The sequence below is a fragment of the Mesorhizobium sp. genome, from assembly GCF_004962245.1.
GTDB lineage: Bacteria > Pseudomonadota > Alphaproteobacteria > Rhizobiales > Rhizobiaceae > Mesorhizobium.
The window spans coordinates 1-20442 of record NZ_SUHQ01000025.1; the positions used below are offsets into that span (position 1 = coordinate 1).

16 protein-coding genes are annotated in these 20442 nt (G+C 63.0%); 10 read left to right on the forward strand and 6 right to left on the reverse strand.

What is annotated here, in order from left to right; genetic code table 11:
* Positions 1 to 299, forward strand: a 299-nt coding sequence (locus E5X88_RS23875) for a LysR substrate-binding domain-containing protein (RefSeq protein WP_292165697.1), incomplete at its 5' end; no start/stop codon positions are given.
* 6 nt (positions 300 to 305) lie between these two features.
* Here E5X88_RS23875 and E5X88_RS23880 read toward each other — a convergent pair.
* The 4 genes from E5X88_RS23880 to E5X88_RS23895 all read right to left on the reverse strand — a co-directional run bounded on the left by E5X88_RS23880 (position 306) and on the right by E5X88_RS23895 (position 7500).
* The gene (locus tag E5X88_RS23880) at positions 306 to 1562 is read right to left on the reverse strand and encodes an Hsp70 family protein (protein ID WP_292165699.1); all 1257 of its coding nucleotides are present in this window, start codon (positions 1560 to 1562) and stop codon (positions 306 to 308) included.
* A gap of 107 nt (positions 1563 to 1669) precedes the next feature.
* Positions 1670 to 2461, reverse strand: a complete 792-nt coding sequence (locus E5X88_RS23885) for a TIGR02186 family protein (protein WP_292165701.1) — start codon at positions 2459 to 2461, stop codon at positions 1670 to 1672.
* Positions 2461 to 3384 (reverse strand): sulfite exporter TauE/SafE family protein, encoded by a 924-nt coding sequence (locus E5X88_RS23890; RefSeq protein WP_145715392.1) that lies wholly within the window; start codon positions 3382 to 3384, stop codon positions 2461 to 2463. The genes E5X88_RS23885 and E5X88_RS23890 overlap by 1 nt, the downstream gene beginning before the upstream one ends.
* A 192-nt stretch (positions 3385 to 3576) precedes the next feature.
* Entirely contained in the window at positions 3577 to 7500 is a 3924-nt protein-coding gene (locus E5X88_RS23895; RefSeq protein ID WP_292165705.1) for a peptidoglycan-binding protein, read from the reverse strand.
* Between the two features lie 496 nt (positions 7501 to 7996).
* Here E5X88_RS23895 and E5X88_RS23900 point away from each other — a divergent pair, with 496 nt between their 5' ends.
* The 8 genes from E5X88_RS23900 to E5X88_RS23935 all read left to right on the forward strand — a co-directional run bounded on the left by E5X88_RS23900 (position 7997) and on the right by E5X88_RS23935 (position 17309).
* Entirely contained in the window at positions 7997 to 8455 is a 459-nt protein-coding gene (locus E5X88_RS23900; protein ID WP_292165814.1) for a MerR family DNA-binding transcriptional regulator, read from the forward strand.
* 309 nt (positions 8456 to 8764) lie between these two features.
* Positions 8765 to 10561: an acyl-CoA dehydrogenase gene (locus E5X88_RS23905; RefSeq protein ID WP_292165707.1), complete on the forward strand. Its 1797-nt coding sequence runs from the start codon at positions 8765 to 8767 to the stop codon at positions 10559 to 10561.
* Positions 10562 to 10615: 54 nt separating this feature from the next.
* Entirely contained in the window at positions 10616 to 11788 is a 1173-nt protein-coding gene (locus E5X88_RS23910; protein WP_292165709.1) for an acyl-CoA dehydrogenase family protein, read from the forward strand.
* Positions 11789 to 11796: 8 nt separating this feature from the next.
* A complete protein-coding gene (locus E5X88_RS23915; protein WP_292165710.1) occupies positions 11797 to 12252 on the forward strand; it encodes an OsmC family protein in 456 nt (151 codons plus the stop codon).
* A gap of 17 nt (positions 12253 to 12269) precedes the next feature.
* Complete coding sequence (locus E5X88_RS23920; RefSeq protein WP_292165712.1) at positions 12270 to 13478, forward strand: acetyl-CoA C-acetyltransferase; 1209 nt, start codon at positions 12270 to 12272, stop codon at positions 13476 to 13478.
* 14 nt (positions 13479 to 13492) lie between these two features.
* Positions 13493 to 15712, forward strand: a complete 2220-nt coding sequence (locus E5X88_RS23925) for a 3-hydroxyacyl-CoA dehydrogenase NAD-binding domain-containing protein (protein ID WP_292165713.1) — start codon at positions 13493 to 13495, stop codon at positions 15710 to 15712.
* A 98-nt stretch (positions 15713 to 15810) separates the two neighbouring features.
* On the forward strand, positions 15811 to 16461 hold the full coding sequence (locus E5X88_RS23930; RefSeq protein WP_292165714.1) for a helix-turn-helix transcriptional regulator: 651 nt from the start codon (positions 15811 to 15813) through the stop codon (positions 16459 to 16461).
* An 8-nt stretch (positions 16462 to 16469) separates the two neighbouring features.
* Positions 16470 to 17309: a thermonuclease family protein gene (locus E5X88_RS23935; RefSeq protein ID WP_292165715.1), complete on the forward strand. Its 840-nt coding sequence runs from the start codon at positions 16470 to 16472 to the stop codon at positions 17307 to 17309.
* Here E5X88_RS23935 and E5X88_RS23940 read toward each other — a convergent pair.
* Positions 17272 to 18921 (reverse strand): lysine--tRNA ligase, encoded by a 1650-nt coding sequence (locus E5X88_RS23940; RefSeq protein ID WP_292165716.1) that lies wholly within the window; start codon positions 18919 to 18921, stop codon positions 17272 to 17274. The genes E5X88_RS23935 and E5X88_RS23940 overlap by 38 nt on opposite strands.
* A gap of 167 nt (positions 18922 to 19088) precedes the next feature.
* Between E5X88_RS23940 and E5X88_RS23945 the strand changes: the two genes are divergently transcribed.
* Positions 19089 to 19499: a tellurite resistance TerB family protein gene (locus tag E5X88_RS23945; RefSeq protein ID WP_292165717.1), complete on the forward strand. Its 411-nt coding sequence runs from the start codon at positions 19089 to 19091 to the stop codon at positions 19497 to 19499.
* Between the two features lie 16 nt (positions 19500 to 19515).
* Here the strand turns inward: E5X88_RS23945 and E5X88_RS23950 are convergent, their stop codons facing one another.
* Positions 19516 to 20337 (reverse strand): transporter substrate-binding domain-containing protein, encoded by an 822-nt coding sequence (locus E5X88_RS23950; protein WP_292165815.1) that lies wholly within the window; start codon positions 20335 to 20337, stop codon positions 19516 to 19518.
* Between the last annotated feature and the right edge of the window lie 105 nt (positions 20338 to 20442).

Consider the following 20442-nt stretch of genomic DNA (forward strand, 5'->3'; position numbering starts at 1 on the left):
AGGTGCTGGAAGATCTTGCCCGCAGCGAAGGGATCTCGTTCGCGGACCTGAGAATATTCCTGGTGCTGCCGAGCAACGAGGCGGTCCGTCAGGCGGTCGAGGCCGGCGCTGGGGCCACCATCATTTCGGAGCTCGTTGTCGCGCGCGCGGTCGCCGAAGGCAGCTTGCGGTCCGTGCCGATCGATCTGCCGAAGCGCGATTTCGCCATGATCACGCATCGTGACCGGCAGGCAAATCTGGCCCAGATGGCGCTCAAGGCGCATCTCGGCGCGAAGGCCGGCGAGACCGTCCGGGGGTAAGCTGGATCAGCCGAATTTCCGCTGCGCGTCGAGCGCCAGTCCAAGCCCGACCGAGCCGAACATGTCGCCTTCGATGACGGACGCTTGCGGCACCAGTGCCAGGATCTGCTGCCTTGCCAGCGGGATGGCGGTCGATCCGCCGGTCAGGAACACCGCGGTGATGTCGGACGGTTTCACCTGCGCGTCGCGGATGGTCTCACCAACCGTGGCAGTAACCCGTTCGATGTCCCTGTCGATTGTGGCGTTGAGCCCGGCGCGCGTAATTTCGGCCGCGAATTGCGCCCCCGGCAGCGCGACCACGACATCGGCGGACAATTGCTCCGTCAGCGCGATTTTCGCCTTTTCGACCAAGGCAGCCAGAGCATGCCCGTAGCGATGCTCGACGATGTGGATGAAACGGTCGACCAGGTCGGCGCGTTCCGCCTCGTAGCGGATCTGGCGCAGATGCGTCATCGCCCGGGCGGTGTAGACCAGATTGATGCGCTGCCATGTCGCCAGATCGATGAAGTAGCTGGCCGGCAAGTTGCGCTTGCCGTCCTTGGTCGAACTGAGGTAGCCGAGTTCAGGCATCACATGGGCGATGCTCAGCAGTCGGTCGAAATCGGTGCCGCCGATATGGATGCCTCGGCTCGCCAGAATGTCGTCCTTGCGATCGAGGGAGCGGGCGCGTTGCGGTGACACCCGCACGATCGAGAAATCGGACGTGCCGCCGCCCATATCGACGATCAGCGCCAGTTCTTCCCGGGTTACCTTCTGTTCGTAATCGAGCGCTGCCGCGATCGGCTCGAACTGGAAGGCAATATGCTTGAAGCCCTGGATGCGGGCCGCGTTTTCGAGCTCACCTTCGGCCTTGGCATCGGCTCCGGTATCGTCGTCGACGAACTGCACCGGCCGGCCGAGCACCACGCTCTCGACCACATCGCCGGCATCCTCTTCCAGCCTTTTCCTGAGATGACCGACGAACAGGCCGATGATCTCTGTAAAGGCGATCGACCGTGCCTTGATGCGCGTCTTTTCATGGACAAGCGAACTGCCGAGCACGCTCTTCAGCGAGCGCATCAGGCGGCCCTCGATGCTGTCGGTATAGTTGGCGATGGCGCGGCGCCCGAAATAGGTGCGGTTGTCCTCGAAGTTGAAGAACACGGCGCTGGGCAGTGTGAACTGGCCATCTTCCAGCGCCACCAGCCGCGGCTGCCCGTTCCTGATCACGCCCACAGTGGAGTTCGAAGTGCCGAAGTCGATACCGCCGAATGCTGGTCGCATCGCAAATGTCCTGGTGATTTTGGGGGAGCAACAGCTCGTGTGCGGCCAAGCCGGGGGTCGCGATCTATCGCATACCCCTGAAAAGGGAAACCACTTTTATGAGAGCTTCAGTCTTTCCGGAAGACGAGCCTTCCGAGCCAACCTGTCAGCATGGCCAGCAACACGGCGAAGATACCGTAGAGGAAGGAATAGTCGTGGGCGACGCGGAAGATCGACTGTTCGAAACCGGACTTTCGGATTTCGAGCTGGGCGGAGCTTTCCTTGATGAACAGGCCGCTTTTGAACAGGAACGCGCGTGCCTTGTGGGTGCCGACCGGAACATTGGGGGCAAGCCTGACAGTGGCGCGAAACAGGTTCTGTGACAGGAACCGCACGCCGCCGACATTCTCACTGTAGAGGCCGGTCGCAGACTTGCGGTCACGCAGCGCTGCAGTGAATTCCTGGATCGTCGCCGGACTGTCGGTGTCATCGGCCGGCTGCATGTAGAGGTTGGCGGCGCCGAGCGACAATTGCTTGTAACTGTTGGGATCGGTGACGTCCTGCAGTGGGCGCGTCGTCGCCACCGAATAGGACACCGGCACATTCTCGAACGTCTCTGACTCCAGATTGATCCAGACGCCGAGCACCCGGCCCTTGCGGCGCACGACGACGGGCCGGGCTGGGCCTTCCAGCACGACGATGACGTCGTAGCGCCCCTGGCGCGCGACGAGCGGGTCGGCATTTTCCAGTGAGCCGAAGATGGTGAGGTCGGCACCGGAAAAGCCGGCGGTGATCGAGACATGGTCGGTGGACAGGCCGATCTGGATGTTTTCGGTCGGCGACGTCTGCGCTTTTCCTGGTGACGACGCAGCAAACAGCGACAGCGAGGCAACGGCCAAGAACGCCCTCAAGCCCGCCATCAGGTCAGATCCACGCCGGACAGGGAATAGAGGTTGGGCGGCGTTACGAACAGGTCGATGGCCAGCCGGATGGCGACCGCCAGCACCAGCAGTGCCAGCAGCGCCCTGAGTTGCTCGCCGCGCAGCCTTTGGCCGGCTTTGGCGCCGTATTGCGCGCCGGCGACACCGCCCGCCATCAACAGGAAGGCGAGCATGACGTCGACCGTCTGGTTGGTGGTGGCGTGGACCAGCGTGGTGTAGGCCGAGGTGAAGATGATCTGGAACAGCGAGGTGCCGATGACGACGTTGGTCGGCACCTTCAAGAGATAGATCAGCGCCGGCACCATGATGAAGCCGCCGCCGACGCCCATGATCGACGACAGGAAGCCGATGCCGGCGCCGAGGCCGAGCACCGGGATGACGCTGACGAAAAGCTTCGAGGCCCTGAACCGCATTTTCAGCGGCAAGCGGTGGATCCAGTTGTGCTGGCCGGACTTCTTCAGCACCGGTGCCGCTCCGCTGCGGGTGGCCCGCAGCGCATTGACGCTCTCGACCAGCATCAGCCCGCCGACGGTGCCAAGCAGCACGACATAGAGCAGCGAGATGAACAGGTCGAGCTGGCCGAGCCGGCGCAAAAAGCCAAAGACAAAGATGCCGCCGGTGGAGCCGACGATACCGCCCGCCAAAAGCACCCCACCGAGCTTGAAGTCGAGCGTGCCGCGCTTCACATGCGACAACGCGCCGGAGAAGGAGGAGGCGATGACTTGATTGGCGCCGGTGGCCACAGCGATCGCCGGCGGTATGTTGTAGAAAATCAGCAGCGGCGTGATGAGGAAGCCGCCGCCCACTCCGAACATGCCCGACAAGAAGCCCACCGCCGCGCCCATGGCCAGCAGCACGAAGATGTTGACGGAAATTTCCGCGATCGGGAGATAGATGCCCACCCGTCAGTCTCGATCAGTTTGCCTCTCGGCGAATGCAACCGTTGCGGGCATTTCGCGCCAAAAAGCCTATCTCGTTCTTGCGCCGGCCGGGTAGCGAAGTCAAACCACGCCACGCCGCCGAAACAAAAAACAACTCAATCAGTTAACAGGCAAATGTGTGGCAAGGGCGTCGCGGAAGCGACGCATCTGCCGTTATTTGCGCGCAAGCAGCGCCTTGACCAGTTTTTCGTCGACCGCCCCCGTCGCCTTCATGTCGTTGTCGGTCTGGAAAGCCACGATGGCGTTCTTGGTTTTCTGGCCCATCACACCGTCGGCATTGCCGGCCTCATAGCCGTTCTTGTTGAGAATGCGCTGGATGTTCTGAACCGCCTTCTTCATGTCGATGCCGGCGGTTGTCTGCGGCGTGCCGTCCTGCCACGATTCGGGAATGTCGGCCGAATTGGCCGCGGGATCGAGCGGCTTTGCCTTCCACAGTTCGGCGGCGGCGCGCGCGCGTTCGAGCTGCTCGGGCCTGAGCGCATTGGCGATCTCGTCACGCTTTGCCGCTGCGTCCTTGTCGCCGGTCTTGGCGACGAGGGCGAACCACTTGTAGGATTCCTCGAGATTCTGCTTCATGCCGACGCCCTTCGCCGCCAGGATGCCGAGATTGAACTGGCTGTCCTTGACGCCGAGATCGGCGGCCGCCTGGAACCAGTGCGCGGCCGATTCATTGTCGGTCACGCCGTCCGCCGCCATGGCAAAGAGCACGGCGAGATTGTGCATGGCGCTGGCGTTGCCCTGCTCCGCGGCGAGTTGGTACCAGGTCTTCGCCTTCTTGACGTCGCGCGCGACGCCGATGCCCTTCTCATAGAAATTGCCGATGCGGTATTCCGCCGGTGCGAAGCCGAGCTCGGCGGCCTTCTCATACCATTTGGCGGCCGCTGCCATGTCTTGCTTGACGCCGCGCGATTCGGCGTAGCGCGAGCCGATCTCGAACAACGCCTTGGCATCGCCGTCGGCCGCTGCGTCACGCAAGGCAGCCGGGCCGGCGTCAGCTGGAATGTCCATCTTGGCAGTTGCCGCCGTCGAAGCATCTGTGGGCATAACCGTGCCGGTCATGTCCGGGGCCGTATCTCGGGCCGCCGCAGTGTGGGCCGGCGCTGCGGCCACTGGGTCGGTGTCCGGTTCCCAAGGTGCCGAGGCTGTTGCGTCCGCCGCCGGATCGGGCGACGCTGTTGAAGCCATGGGCGCAGGAACAGGTTCGGCCTCAGGGCCCGTGTCCATCGGCGGTTCGGCGTCCATCGCAGTTTCGGGGGCCGACGGGGCGGCGAGGGCGGTCTGCGCCGGCATGTCGTCCTCGGCTACCGGTTCGGAGGGCTCGGCCTCCCGGACGACGCGGGCCGGTGCGCTGTCCCGGCCTGCAGTTTGCGCGTCCGTCTTCGGCCCGGTATTGGTATCGGCCGACGCGGTATCCGCCGGCTGCGCGGCCACGATCGGCGCCGCGTCGTTGCTGGCTATTTCGACGGGATCGGAGAAAAAGGCCTTGCCCAGCTGCAGGCCGGCGAGCGCCAGCATGATTGCGGCGGCCGCCATCAGGATCGGCTTGCGCCGCGCCTTGAGCAGGTCGCCAATCCTGAGCGCCTTCACCGGGCCGCTCATCGTCGATTGCCGCTTGAGAGCGTCGGCCTCGGCGGCCGCTGCTTGCGCCGCGCGTCTGGCTGCGGCGATGAAGTCGGATTTCGATGCATCGGCATCGCCGGTCCTGACGGGCGGTCCGCGTTCGTCGCGCACGCGTTTCATGATGGCGTTGAGGTCGGGTGGGCCGGAGCCGGGCTCCAGCGGCCGGTTGGCAAGCTTCGGATCCAGCGGCTCGTCGAGATCGGTACTCGGTATCTCGACATCAGGCGCCGAGCCGGCAGACGGCGGAACGTCCGCTTCCTTCTTGCCCTTGAAGGCGCGCGCCAGTTCGCCGAGCATCGACTTTCGGCCGCCGCTCTGCTCGCTTCTCTCTGGTGACGTGTCGGAGCCAAGCGCCGCCATCGCCGCGGCCGCAGCGGCTTCGGCCGGCGTGCGCGGGCTTGGCTCGTTGCGCATGATGGCTGCGGCATGGCTGTCGAGGTCGGCCATGTCCCCCGTCAGCGGCAGTGGCTGGTCGATATCCATGGACGGCGCGTTCCGAACGGCCATCTTTGACGGTCGCACGCCGCGCCAGCTGTCCGGCGCGGCAGGTTGCGCATTCAGAAGTTCGCTCACCACATCGGTCGGCTCGCTGGTTTCCAGCGACCCCAGTCGGTCGACGATCTTGAGCAACGTGTCGTGGATGGCCTCGAAAGTCCTCGAATTGCGCTCGTCGGAACGGCGCGTCAGTGCTTCCAGCGTCTTCAGATCCTGGGCGAGGCCGGAAACGGCCGCCGTATTGGCGCTGGAGTCGGCCAGCGAACGGACGGCGCTCTCGGCTGCCTCGCGCGCCGCGCTGAGGATGGAATCGCGGGTTCCAGCCAGGGATTTCTCGATCTCGTTGAGACGCGGGCTGATGTCCTCGAACTCCGGCAGTGGCGTGCCGGGTTTCGAAAGATGCGCCGACAGACCCGCGACCTGCGCTTCCAGGCTGCGGATCAGGGCCGGGTCGATTCCGGCGACTTGTGCCGCGGACGAATCCAGCCGGCTTGAAATGTCTTCGAGCCGGCTTTCCAGACCACGGATCGCCGCTTCGCCCGCGGGATCGGGAACGCGCGCTTCCATACGCTTGGCCAGCGCGCTGAAACGGGCGTCGATGGCGTCCATGATGCCGGCGCCGTCGACCTGCGGCATGCGCTGGTCCAGTCTGTCGGCGACTTCGTCCAGCCGGCGCTCGAGATCGCGAAACAGCATGTTGCCTTGTTCGATCGCGTCGCCCTGGCGTCGCTCCAGCATGCTGGACAGCACGTCGAAACGCTGTTCCAGCCCCTGGAAAATATAGTCGGCATCCGGCATGGCAGGTGCCCGGTCGATCTTGTCGGCAATAAGCGCGATCTGCTTGTCGAGCCGCTCCATTGCCTGCTCAGGCAGATTGGCCCGGCCGGCAAGATCGTCGACCCGGCTCGACAGCATGTTGAGGCGATCGATGACCTCGCCGCTCGGGGGAACCTGCGTGACTTCCTCGATCTGTTGGGCAAGCGAGGCGATCCGCTTCTCGATGCGCTCGAAGGGTTCCGGGTCGAACGAATTGGCCTGCGCGACAACCGTCGAGGCGACGATGGCGCGGGAAATCTCATCCAGCCGCTCGTCGATCATGCCGAATGTGCCGCTGCCGCGATTGTCCTGCTGACTGGCGAAATGATCGACGGCGCTGGCAAGCGTGCGGACCTTGTCTTCGAGTGAACGCAGCGACAGCGATTCCGGCAAATTGTTGACGGCATTGCTGATCTGTTCGAGCCGGTCGGTCAGCATCGAAAAGCCGGGCGCGTCCGACCGCTTGCGCTGATCGGCATCGACGCGGTCCTCGAAAGCGGTCCAGCGGCGGTCGAAATCGTCCCAGCGGCGGCCGACCGCCTGCACGCTCTCCTCGCGCGCCAGCGTATCGAGCGCTGTCTTGACCTGCTCCAGCTCGAGCCGAAGCATGTTGACGCTTCTGTCGTCGCTCTTTTCGGCCAGCGTCTGGATGGCGCCGGAAAGCCGCTCGAACTCGACGCTGAGTTCGGCGCTGCCTTTGCTGCCACCCGACTGGCCGCCCGGCTGAGCGCCTGCCTGGAAAGCCCGCTCGATGTCTTTGCGCAGCGCTTCGAATTCGCGCTGCAAGCCAGCGGTCATCTGGTGGCGCAATTCCTCGCGCAGGCCGCGCAATTCGCCGGCGATCTTGCCAACTACGGCGACGCTGTCTTCCTGGCCGCGCACACGGTCGATGTCGCGGGCGATCGCCTGGTAGTTCTGGTCGAAGGCAGCCGGCGCCGGGCTTTTCGGCGGCCGCGCGGGGCGTGGATCCTCATAGGGCCGGGCGCTTGCATAGCGTGGATCGGGACGCTCGCTCAGGTCCTCGCGCGTCCGCTCCAGCCGCTGCTCCAGTGTTTCCAGGGAACGGTTGAGCTGTTCAAGCGTGGTGTGCGACCTGCGCTGCCTGCCGGCGTTGAGTGTATCGAGATAGGACCGCTTGCTGTTCATCGATGCGCCCGTTTCAGAATTACTGGGTCCGTCTGTTGCTGGCTTGTGACCAGTTTCCCAAAGTCCTGCCGGAAACGAAGGCGGCCGCGCGGCTTTGCTGCGGTGGAAGACGAACTTCCCGGGTTTCACCCCGCGCTCCGAAAAACCGTGAAAAAATTCGCTACAGGATAAACACGGGTAACCGACATGCGCACATTTCGCCCAACGTGGTAAACAACGCGTTAACCAAACTTAAGAAGTTGCAACTTGTTGGCGGACCACCTAAACGCCGCCGGGTCATGTGCTGGCGGATGCGGCAAAAAGCTCCTCCCGCACAACGCCCTTGCTTCGTGAGGCGGCTATCGGTATAGAATTGACGTAAACGTAAAGGGTGCACAGACCGTGCCGTTTGCGATTTTGTTTGTTGAAACCACGACTGGAAGCACGCCCCTGCTTCCACTCAGGCGACGCAAAGGTCCGGGACCGCGACGCCACCAGACGGGGAAAGCCAGTGACCATGAAACTTGTTTCGCCCGGCGAAGCCGCGGCCAATACCAATATGTCTGATAAAGCCGGCGAGGATCTTGTCCGCATCGGCGAGATGGCCAAGAAATACGGAGTAACGCTGCGCACGCTGCGTTTCTACGAGGACAAGGGCCTTCTCAATCCGCAACGCGACGGCTCGACCCGTCTCTATACGCGCCGCGACAAGGCGAGGCTGAAGCTGATCCTGCTCGGCCGCAAGGTCGGCTTCTCGCTGCGCGACGTCAAGCAGATGATGGATCTATACGACCCGACCGGCTCCAACACCAAGCAGTTGCGGCTGGCGCTCGACAAGTCGGAGAAGCAGCTTGCCCGCCTGCAGAAGCAGCGGGCGCTGATCGAAGAAGCCATCAACGAGTTGAGCAACTCGATGGCGGCGGTGCGCCAGATGCTGGCCGAGCGTTCGGCGCCGCAGGCCAGCGCCGCCGGATAATTTGACCTCGCCGGCTTCCGGTCAACCGCCTTCTGACGAATAAGAGCCGCGTAGCCTTGGCCGCGCGGCTCTATTGCGTTGTCTTCCGACTGCGTCGGGAAGAAGCCATTTCAATCTGTTCCGCACTGGCTTCAAGGGCGTAGCGCCGCTACGCTCCGAGGCGAGGCATCAGGAAATTTGTCGCATCAAAAAATTGACGTTTACGCAAACGTCAATTTTTGTTATCCGACCTGAACATTGGTCCGCATGCTGCCCCGACGTCATTTTGGGGCTTGATTCCGGGCCAAGTCCGCATGGTGGAGGAAAAGCATGCCGATCTACAGGGCGCCGGTCCAGGACACGCTGTTCGTGCTGAACGAGGTGCTGGGCTACCAGCGCTATTCCAATCTTCCGGGCTTTTCCGATGCGACGCCGGACGTGGTCGAGGCCATCCTGGCCGAAGGCGCCAAGCTCGCTGAAAATGTCATGCAGCCGCTGAACCGCGCCGGCGACATGGAAGGCTGCGTGCGCCATGACGACGGTTCGGTGACGACGCCGAAAGGCTTCAAGGAGGCCTTCAACCAGTATCGCGAGGGCGGCTGGATGGGGTTGGCCGCACCCGTCGAATTTGGCGGCCAGGGTCTGCCTTACGCGGTGCACACCGCTGTTTCCGAATATATGGTTTCGGCCAACATGTCGCTGATGATGTATCCCGGCCTGACGCAGGGCGCGATCGCGGCAATAATTACCCACGGCACCGACGAGCAGAAGGCGAAATGGCTGCCGAAGCTGGTCGAAGGCGCCTGGACCGGCACCATGAACCTGACCGAGCCGCATTGCGGCACCGATCTCGGCCTGCTGCGTACCAAGGCGGTTGCCAACGGCGACGGCACCTACAGGATTTCAGGCCAGAAGATATTCATCTCGGCCGGCGAGCACGACATGTCGGACAATATCGTCCACCTCGTTCTGGCCCGCATCGAAGGCGCGCCGGAAGGCGTGAAGGGCATTTCGCTGTTCATCGTGCCGAAGCTCAAGCTCGATGCATCGGGCAATCCGGGCGAGAGAAACACCGTCTCTTGCGGCTCGATCGAGGAGAAGATGGGCATCCATGGCAATTCGACCTGCGTCATGAACTATGACGAGGCGCAAGGCGTGCTGCTCGGCGAGGCCAATGGCGGGCTGAAGGCCATGTTCACGATGATGAACGAGGCACGGCTTGGCGTTGGACTGCAAGGGCTTTCGCTGTCGGAGGTCGCCTACCAGAACGCTGTGTCCTATGCCAAGGATCGCTTGCAGGGCCGCTCGCTGTCCGGGCCCAAGGCGCCGGACAAGAAGGCCGACCCGATCATCGTCCATCCCGACATCCGCCGCAGCCTGATGACCATGAAAGCCTTCAACGAGGCCGGTCGCGCGCTGGCGTTGTGGACCGCGATCAAGTCTGATATCGCCCACCGCTCGGACGACGACAAGGACCGCCAGGTTGCCGACGACTACACCGGCCTGATGACGCCGGTCGTGAAGGGCGTGCTCACTGACAAGGGTTTCGACCATGCGGTGATGGCTCAGCAAGTGTTCGGCGGCCACGGCTATATCGAAGAGCACGGCATGAGCCAGTTCGTGCGCGATGCCCGCATCGCCATGATCTACGAGGGCGCCAACGGCATCCAGGCGCTCGACCTCGTCGGCCGCAAGCTGGCCTTGAATGGCGGCCGCGCCGTGCAGGCCTTCTTCAAGGAGGTCGGCGAGTTCTGCGAGGAGAACCGCACCGATGAGAAGATGGCGCCCTTCACCAAGGCGCTGAAGAAGGGCCTCAACGATCTGCAGGCGGCGACGATGTGGCTGATGCAGAACGGCATGGCCAAGCCGGACAACGCCGGTGCCGCCTCGACCGACTACATGCATCTCTTCGGCCTGGTGGCGCTGGGCTATATGTGGGCGCTAATGGCCAAGGCAGCCGGAGCGAAATTGACGAATGGCGCCAATGGTTCATCGGCCTTCTACGACAGCAAGCTGGTGACGGCGCGCTTCTTCATGGAGCGGATCATGCCGGAGACGTCGGCGCATCTTGCCCGCATTTCCAGCGGCGCCGATACATTGATGGCACTGCCGGCGGAAGCATTCTAAGCTCGACGGGGTCGGTACGGCCGGCCTTTAACATGTCGATACGCGGAGGAAATCGTGGCGACAAATCCTGCCGAAGTGCTTGCTTTGCCCAAACCCGCCTGGGCGGCGGACGAGGTCGGCATGCTCTACGACATGGCGCACCGCTTCATGTCGGAAGAGATCGCGCCACGCTATGACGAGTTCGAGAAGAACGAGATGGTCGACCGCGAAAGCTGGCTGAAGGCCGGTGCCGCCGGTCTGCTCTGTGCCTCGATGCCGGAGGAATATGGCGGTTCGGGCGGGACATTCGCGCATGAGAGCGCGATCATCGAGGCGATCGGCCATGTCGGCGTCGACGGTTTCGGCATAGGCCTGCACAATTCGATCGTCGCCCCATACATCCTCCACTACGGCTCCGAAGAGCAGAAGAAGAGATGGCTGCCGAAACTGGCGACCGGTGAGCTGATCGGCGCCATCGCCATGACCGAGCCAGGCGCCGGCTCCGACCTGCAGGGGGTTAAGACGCGAGCCGAGAAGGATGGCAACCAGTACAAGGTCAACGGCTCGAAGACCTTCATCACCAACGGCCAGCTCGCCAACTTCATCATCGTCGTCACCAAGACCGATCCGGAGAAGGGCGCCAAGGGCACTTCGCTGATCGTCGTCGAAACAGACGAGGTGGAAGGGTTCGAGCGCGGCCGCAACCTCGACAAGATCGGTTTGAAGGCCAACGACACGTCGGAACTGTTCTTCAACGATATGCGCGTGCCGACCTCCAATCTGCTCGGTCACGAGGAAGGCCAGGGCTTCGTCCAGTTGATGCAGCAATTGCCGCAGGAGCGGCTGCAGATCGGCACCGGCGCCATCGCCATGGTCGAGCGGGCGCTGGCGCTGACCATCGACTACGTCAAGGAGCGCAAGGCCTTCGGCAAGGCGATCATCGATTTCCAGAACACCCAGTTCAAGCTGGCCGAACTGAAGACCGAGGCGACCATCGGCCGCGTCTTCTACAATGACTGCGTCGCCCGCCATATCAATGGTGGCCTCGACCCGGTGACGGCCTCGATGGCCAAGTACTGGTTGTCCGACCTACAGGGAAAGGTCGTCGACGAATGCCTTCAATTGCATGGCGGCTATGGTTACATGAATGAGTATCCGATCGCCCGTATGTTCCGCGACGCCCGCGTCCAGCGCATCTACGGCGGCACCAACGAGATCATGAAATTGCTCATTGGACGGAGCCTTTAGGAGGTCGCATGTCGAAGCATTTGGCCGAGCTGCGCTGGAAATCAGGGTCAGGGGACGATTTCCTGTCGAGTCGCTACTCCCGGGTCCATGAACTTCATTTTGATGGCGGCGCGGTCATCTCCGCTTCTGCATCGCCGACGATCGTGCCGTCACCTTTCAGCGACGCAAAGAGCGTTGATCCGGAAGAGCTGTTCGTCGCTTCGCTTTCGTCCTGCCACATGCTGTGGTTCTTGGAATTTGCAAGACGCGCCAAGCTCAATGTTCAATCTTATCACGACGAAGCCGAAGGCCTGATGGCCAAGAATACTGAAGGGCGCACAGCCATCACATATGTCACTCTTCGTCCGCTCGTGGAATGTGACGCGGACGTAGCTACGATCGAGAGCATTCACCACAAGGCGCACGACGCCTGTTTCATCGCCAATTCGGTGCGGACCGAAGTGGTGGTCGAACCCCGATTCTAGATCACAGGAGATCACCAATGGCCGAAGCTTATGTCTACGACGCCGTGCGCACGCCGCGCGGCAGGGGCAAGAAGGATGGCTCGTTGCACGAGGTGCCGGCGGTGCGGCTTGGCGCCAAGGTGCTCGAGGCGATCCGCGACCGCAATGGGCTGGACACCGGCACCGTCGACGACATTATCTTCGGCTGCGTCGATCCGGTCGGCGAGGCGGGGTCTGTCATTCCGCGCGCCGCCGCCTTCGAAGCCGGCTATGCGACTTCGGCGCCCGGCATGCAGATCTCGCGTTTCTGCGCCTCGGGTCTGGACGCCATCAATTTCGGCGCTGCCAAGATCGCGCAAGGCGCCGACGAGATCGTCATCGCCGGCGGTGTCGAATCGATGTCGCGCGTCGGCATGGGCGCATCCGGCGGCGCCTGGTTCATGGACCCCTCGGTCGGCCTGCCGGGCTGGTTCGTGCCGCAAGGCATCTCGGCTGACCTGATCGCCACGAAATACGGCTTTTCGCGCGACGACGTCGACGCCTATGCGGTCGAAAGCCAGAAGCGCGCCGCCAAAGCCTGGGGCGAAGGCCGCTTCAAGAATTCGGTGGTCTCGATCAAGGACCAGAACGGTCTGACCATCCTCGATCATGACGAGCACATGCGGCCTTCGACCGACATGCAGTCGCTGGCGGCACTCAACCCGTCTTTCGTCATGCCCGGCGAAATGGGCGGCTTCGATGCCGTCGCGGTGCAGAAGCATCCCGAGGTGGAAGAGGTCAACCACGTCCACCACGCCGGCAATTCGTCCGGCATCGTCGACGGCGCGGCCGCCGTTCTGCTCGGCTCGAAGAAGGCTGGAAAGACTCTCGGCTTGAAGCCCCGGGCACGCATCCGTGCATTCGCCAATATCGGCTCCGAGCCGGTTCTGATGTTGACCGGTCCGGTCGACGTGACCGAGAAGCTGCTGAAGCGCGCCAGGATGAAATTGTCGGACATCGACTTGTTCGAGCTCAACGAGGCTTTCGCCTCGGTGGTGCTGCGCTACATGCAGGCCTTCGACATTCCGCACGACAGGATCAACGTCAATGGCGGCGCCATCGCCATGGGCCATCCGCTCGGCGCCACCGGCGCGATGATCTTCGGAACGGTGCTGGACGAACTGGAGCGCCGCGACCTGAACACCGCGCTGGTGACGCTCTGCATCGGTGCCGGCATGGGCACCGCAACGATCATCGAACGCGTCTGACGGGAGAGAGACCGATGAGCTACACCAATTTCACCCTCGACGTCGACGCCGACGGCATCGCGCTGGTCACCTGGGATATGCCCGACCGGTCGATGAACGTCTTCACCGAAGAGGCGATGCTTGAGCTGAATTCCATCGTCGACAAGGTGGCGAGCGATGCAGCGATCAAGGGCGCGGTGATCACCTCCGGCAAGGACACGTTTTCCGGCGGCGCAGACATCACCATGCTGCAGAAGATGCTGTCGAGGTTCGCAGCCGATAAAGTCAAGGACCTGGACAAGGCGACCAAGGCGCTGTTCGACAACGCCGGCTATATGACGGGCCTGTTCCGCAAGCTGGAAACCTCAGGCAAGCCGTGGGTATCGGCGATCAACGGCACCTGCATGGGCGGCGCGTTCGAGCTTTCGCTCGCTTGTCATGGCCGTGTCGCGGCCGATTCCGACAAGGTCAGGATGGCGCTTCCCGAAGTGAAGATCGGCATTTTCCCGGGCGCCGGCGGCACCCAGCGCGTACCGCGGCTGACCGACCAGCAGCAGGCGCTGCAGATGCTGACCTCCGGCCAGACATTGTCGCCGCAGAAGGCCAAGTCGATGGGTCTGATCCACGAGATCGCGGAGCCGCAGAAGCTGATCGAGACCGCCAAGGCCATGATCAAAAATGGCTTGAAGCCGGTGGCGCCATGGGACGAGAAGGGCTTCAAGCTGCCCGGCGGCCCGATCTATTCGGTGGCCGGCGCCAATCTGTGGCCGCCGGCAATCGCCATCCTGCGTCGCGAGACCTATGGCAACTATCCTGCTGCCGCCGCCATCCTGAAATGCGTCTATGAAGGCTTGCTGGTTCCGTTTGACACCGCCTTGCGCATCGAGCAGCGCTATTTCACCGAGATCATGCAGACCAGGGAGGCGGCGGCGATGATCCGCTCGCTGTTCGTGTCGCTGCAGGAACTGAACAAGGGCGCGCGCCGTCCGGCTGGCGTGCCGGAGACCAAATTCAAGAAGATCGGCGTGCTCGGCGCCGGTTTCATGGGCGCCGGTATCGCCTATGTCACGGCCAAGGCCGGCATTCCGGTGGTGCTGCTCGATCGCGACATGGAAGCTGCCGCCAAGGGCAAGGCGCATTCGGACAGCCTGATCTCGGATCAGGTCAGGAAAGGCCGCGCCAAGCCAGAGGACAAGGACAGGCTGCTGTCGTTGATCACGCCGACAGCGGACTATGCCGACCTCGCAGGCTGCGACCTGGTGGTCGAGGCGGTTTTCGAGGATTCAGGCGTCAAGAAGGACGCCACCGAAAAGGCGGAGGCAGTGCTGAAGCCGGCGGCGATCTTCGCGTCGAACACGTCCACCATCCCGATCACATCGTTGGCGAAGAACTCGGCGCGGCCGAAGAATTTCATCGGAATCCACTTCTTCTCGCCGGTTGACAAGATGATGCTGGTTGAGATCATCCTGGGCAAGAAGACCGGCGACAAGGCGCTGGCCACCGCGATCGACTTCGTCCGAGCCATCAAGAAGACGCCGATCGTCGTCAACGACACGCGCGGCTTCTACGTCAACCGCTGCGTGCTGCGTTACATGTCGGAAGCCTACAAGATGCTGATCGAGGGCGTTCCGGCGCCGATGATCGAGAACGCGGCGAAGGCCGCCGGCATGCCGGTCGGTCCTTTGGCGCTTACGGACGAAACGGCGATCGACCTCGCGCAGAAGATCATGAAGCAGACCATGCGCGATCTCGGCGAAAAGGCGGTCGACCCGAAGCAGATGGCGCTGATCAACACGCTGGTCGATACGCATGGCCGCTTCGGTCGCAAGAACGGCAAGGGCTTTTACGACTATCCGGCGAAGCCGGCCAAGAAGAAGCTGTGGCCGGGCCTGAGGGATATTTATCCGCAGCTTGCGCCGGAAAAGGTCGACTATGAGGAACTGAAGCAGCGGCTGCTGGTCACCATCGCGCTGGAAGCGGCGCGGGTGATGGAGGAAGGCATCGTCACCGATCCGCGCGAGGCCGATGTCGGCTCGATCCTCGCCTTCGGCTTCGCGCCTTTCACCGGTGGCGCGCTGTCCTACATCGACGGCATCGGTGCGAAGAAATTCGTCAAGATCGCCAAGGGTCTGCAGAAAAAATACGGCGCCGAGTTCAAGGCGCCCAAGCTGCTGCTGGACATGGCGGATAAGGGCGAGACCTTCTACCAGCGCTTCGATCCTTACGCGAAGGGCGAGGTGAAGAAGGCAGCCTGACGCAACTCGATCTATGTCTGGCGCGACCAATGGACAAATCAGTGATCGAAGACTAGAAAGAAGAAGGTATTTTTTCCTGTTTTGAAGGAGAGCAAAAAGTGCTCTCACATGACCGCGTATGGGCCGCCATCGATGCTCTCGCCGAGCGCTATTCGCTCTCGGCCTCCGGGCTGGCAAGGCGCGCGGGGCTCGATTCGACCGCCTTCAACAAGTCAAAGCGGCTGTCCTCGGACGGGCGGCCGCGTTGGCCGTCGACCGAATCGCTGGCCAAGATCATCGAGGCGACAGGCGCCTCGCTCGACGAATTCACGGGACTGGTCGAAGGCCGGGGCAACCCCGGTCCCGGATACCTGCCCACGCAGAGATCTTCGGTGCCGCTGCTCGGCTTCGCCCAGGCCGGCGCCGGCGGCTTCTTCGACGATGCCGGCTTTCCGGCAGGGCAAGGCTGGGACCTGGTCGAACTTCCGGCGCGGGCGACCGAGACCTCCTACGCGCTGCAGGTCCAGGGCGATTCCATGCTGCCGCTCTATCGCAATGGCGATGTGCTGATCGTTGAGCCGGGCGCTGCCACCCGCAAGGGCGACCGGGTCGTCGTCAAGACCAATGCCGGCGAGGTGATGGCCAAGGTTCTCGATCGTCAGACAGCGAACTCGATCGTGCTGGTCTCGCTCAATCCCGATCATCCGGACCGCGACATCCCCATGCGCGATGTCGAATGGGTGGCGCGGATTGTCTGGGCAAGCCAGTAGGGCCGCCAGTGCGTCCGCTTCATGCAGCCGCCGCGGTATTGACGATACTGGCGATTGCGGGGGCGATCGTCGCCGGTGGCCGCGCCGTGCTCCATGGCGAAAATGATGACGCCGCAGCGTGGGCGCAGGCCAGTGTGGCGGCGCAATCCGAAGCGCCAGCCACATCAGCGATCCCGCGCCCCGAGGCGGCAAGACCGGAGGCGCATTCCAGGGCCGTCGATCCCGAGATCGTCGCGCCGCCGCAGCTTCGGGCCGAAGAGCTTGAACGGGTCGAGCCGCGCGCGCCGCTGAGTGACCTGGCGCTGGCTGGACCGCCCAAGCCGCCCAAAACGAAAATGCCCGACGACTGGAACGGGACAAAACTGTTCCAGCCTGTTGCGCTGGCCGCAGGGGTGATCGAGGCCAACGGCTACTCGGTCGCGGTTTCGGGTATCGACATCGTCAGGCAGGACGAGACTTGCACCGATGGCGGCAAGTCCTGGACGTGCGGCACCCGGGCACGAACGGCGTTCCGTGCCTTCCTGCGCGGCCGGGCGGTGGTCTGCACGGTGCCGCCCGAGGGCGGCCGCGACCTGATCGCCGCCGAATGCCGCGTCGGCAACCAGGATGTCGGCCAGTGGTTGATCGAAAACGGCTGGGCGCGCGCCGCCGAAAGCGGCCCTTACGTCGAGGCCGGTGAGAAGGCGCGTGCGGCGAGAAAGGGCATTTTCGGGCCGGCGCCAAACCTCTCGGGCCTGCCTCCGGCACCGGCGCCCGTCGCGGCCTCATCGGAGCCGACGCAGCCGATTCTCGATCCGTCGGCGACGACGGCTACGCCACCAGCTGACCAGCCAGCGCCTTCTGAATGAGCGCGCGGGTTTCTGCGATGCCGTAGAGCGCGGCGAAGGAACCGAAGCGCGGGCCGCGCTCCTGTCCGATCAGAACCTGGTAGATCATCTGGAAGAAGGCGACCGAGACGCCCGGCCCGCCTTCCGGGCTCTGCTTCGAATGGTCCTGATAGCGCTCGATCTTGCGCGCGACGTTGAGAGCGGCATTCTGGATCGCCTCGCCATCGGCGTCTGGCGGCAATGCGGCCAGCGCTTCGGAGAGTTTTGTCAGCGCCTCGTGCTCGATCGCGTCGGCGGCCCGGTAGACCTTGGCCGGCTTCACGAAATCGTCGAAATAGCGGATCGCATATTCGGCCAGCCGGTCGAGCTCGGGGTGGGTCTTCGGCGTCACGCCCGATGTATGGCGCGAAATGAACCCCCACAGCACGTCCCTGTTCTGGGCGTTCGAGGCACTGACCAGATTGAGCAGCAGCCCGAACGACACCGGCAGGTCGACGACAGGCGGATTGCCGTCATGCATATGCCAGACGGGATTTCCCAGCCGTTCCCTCCACTCCTGCCGGCGATAGGCTGACAGAAAGGCGTAATACTCGTCCACCGCCTTCGGAATGACGTCGAAATAGAGCTTCTTGGCCTGTCGCGGCCGCTGGTACATGTAGAGCCCGAGGCTTTCGGTCGGCGCATAGGTGAGCCACTCGTCTATGGTCAGTCCGTTGCCCTTCGACTTCGAAATCTTCTGGCCGTTCTCGTCCAGGAACAGCTCATAGACGAAATGCTCCGGCGCCCGCCCACCCAGGATGTTGCAGATACGGTCGTAGATCACTGCATTCGTCTGGTGGTCCTTGCCGAACATTTCGAAATCGACGCCGAGCGCTGCCCAGCGCATGCCGAAATCCGGCTTCCATTGCAGCTTCACCTTGCCGCCAGTTACGGAAAGCGTTGTCTCGGTACCGTCATCATCGAAGGTGATGGTGCCGGCCTTGGCGTCGACATGCTTCATGGGGACGTAAAGCACGCGGCCGCTTTTGGGGGAAATCGGCAGGAACGGACTGTAGGTTGCCTGGCGCTCTTCGCCGAGCGTCGGCAGCATCACGTCCATAATCTTGTCGAAACGTTCGGCGGCGCGCAGCAGCACTTCGTCGAAACGGCCTGCCTTGTAGTATTCCGTCGCGCTGGCGAACTCGTAGTCGAAGCCGAACGTGTCCAGGAAGCGGCAAAGCATTGCGTTGTTATGGTCTGCAAAGCTCGCATAGTTGCCGCCGAAAGGATTGGGGACGGATGAGAGCGGCTTGTGCAGGTGCGGCTCGAGTGCGGCGCGATCGGGGACGTTGTCCGGAATCTTGCGCATGCCGTCCATGTCGTCGGAAAAGCACAAGATCTTGGTCTTGACCGTGTCCCCGGTGAGGACGCGGAAGGCGTGGCGCACCATCGAGGTGCGTGCGACCTCGCCGAAAGTGCCGATGTGCGGCAGCCCCGACGGACCGTAGCCGGTCTCAAACAGCACGGTCTCGGGAAAGTCGGTGCCTTTGTAGCGCTCGACGATCTTCCTGGCTTCCTCGAACGGCCAGGCTTTGCTTTCGGCCGCTGCCGCAAGCACCTCGGGATTGAGATCGATGATGTTTGATCCCGCCATGTCACTGTTTTCCAAATCATTCGCCGGCACCGCAAGAAAGGGGGCCGGAAGAGGTTTTTCAACCGGTCTCTAGGCGTGCCTGACCGGAGCGTCAACGATCGCGGCACTTTTTCCTTGCGGCACAGATACCGCGTTCCTACGTTCGGGAGCCGTTCGAGGAGTTATAAATGCCATTGTCACCGCACGAAGCCCTTATCTATCTGATGGTCATCACCTCGGCGTCCGACCGCGACATGACCGATGTCGAACTGGCGCGGATTGGCGACGTCGTCCGCACGTGGCCGGTGTTCGAGGATTTTAACGACGACCGAGTGGTCGGCGTCGCCCAGGACTGCCAGAAGATGCTGCATGAAAAGGACGGGCTGGAAGGTGTCCTGGCGCGCGTCGCCGGGGCGCTGCCTGAGCGGCTCCACGACACTGCCTATGCCGTCGCTTTCGAGGTTGCGGCCATCGACCTGGAAATGCGGATGGAGGAGGTGCGGGTGTTGCAGCTCATCCGCCGCCAGCTCGATCTCGATACGCTGACCGTCGCCGCCATCGCCCGTGCCGCCAAGGCTCGCCTTCGCACGCTGACTTGATCCAGGCCCTGGAGGGTCAGAAAAAACTGAGCGGAAAATAGCGCAGATAGAATTCGGCGAAGATGCCCTTCACCGAAATCTCTTGCAACGCGTAGTCGAATGCCGCAGCCAGCGCCGGATCGTCGGCCCTGGTGGCGATGGCCATACCCGAGCCCAGATATTCGGGCGCCAGATAGGGACCGCCGGCAAAGCGGCAGCACGCCGCGGCATCGGAACCGCCCAGCCAGAAGGCGAAACGCATGCCGTCGCCGAAGGCGGCGTAGACCTTGCCGGCCTTGAGGTCATCGTAGAGCGCTTCCGGTCGGTCGAAGGGGACCACCTGGACGGTGCCGAAATAATCTCGCAGCATCCGTTCATGCGCGGAGCTGGCGATCACACCGACGCGCTTGCCGCGCAGTCTGTCGAAGATCGGTTCCGTGAGCGCCTTTGTCTTCAGCATGATGAAGCGCGCCGGGAACTGCAGGTAGGAGCGTGAGAAGGCATATTTCGACCGCGACTCCGCAGTGGCGGCGATGCCGGCAATAATTGCTTCGCCTTCGCCCTTCTGCAGCGCCCCTTCAAGCTCGGCCCAGGGCAGCGCCTGGATCTGGCATTTTGCCGCGATGCCGAGTTCGGCGCAGATGGCGCGCGCCAGATCGACATGGAAGCCGGACAACCGGCCTGCCTCGTCGAGGAAATTGAAGGGTGGGAAATCGGTGGTGGTCAGGAATCTCAGACGCGGCAGCGCGGAAAGGTCCGGTTTCGGCAGCCGCTCCTTGGCGTCCCACAGCACCGGCACTTGCGGCTCCGCGGCACGCGCAACACCGGTGAGCGACTGTGCTCCCGTCATTGCCAGCATCAAGACGATGGATATCCAGCGAATTGCCACGACTAGGCTCCGCCCTGTTCTGTCCAGATTGGCTTTTGGTACGAAAATGACGCAGGCACAATGGTTTTTGATTTC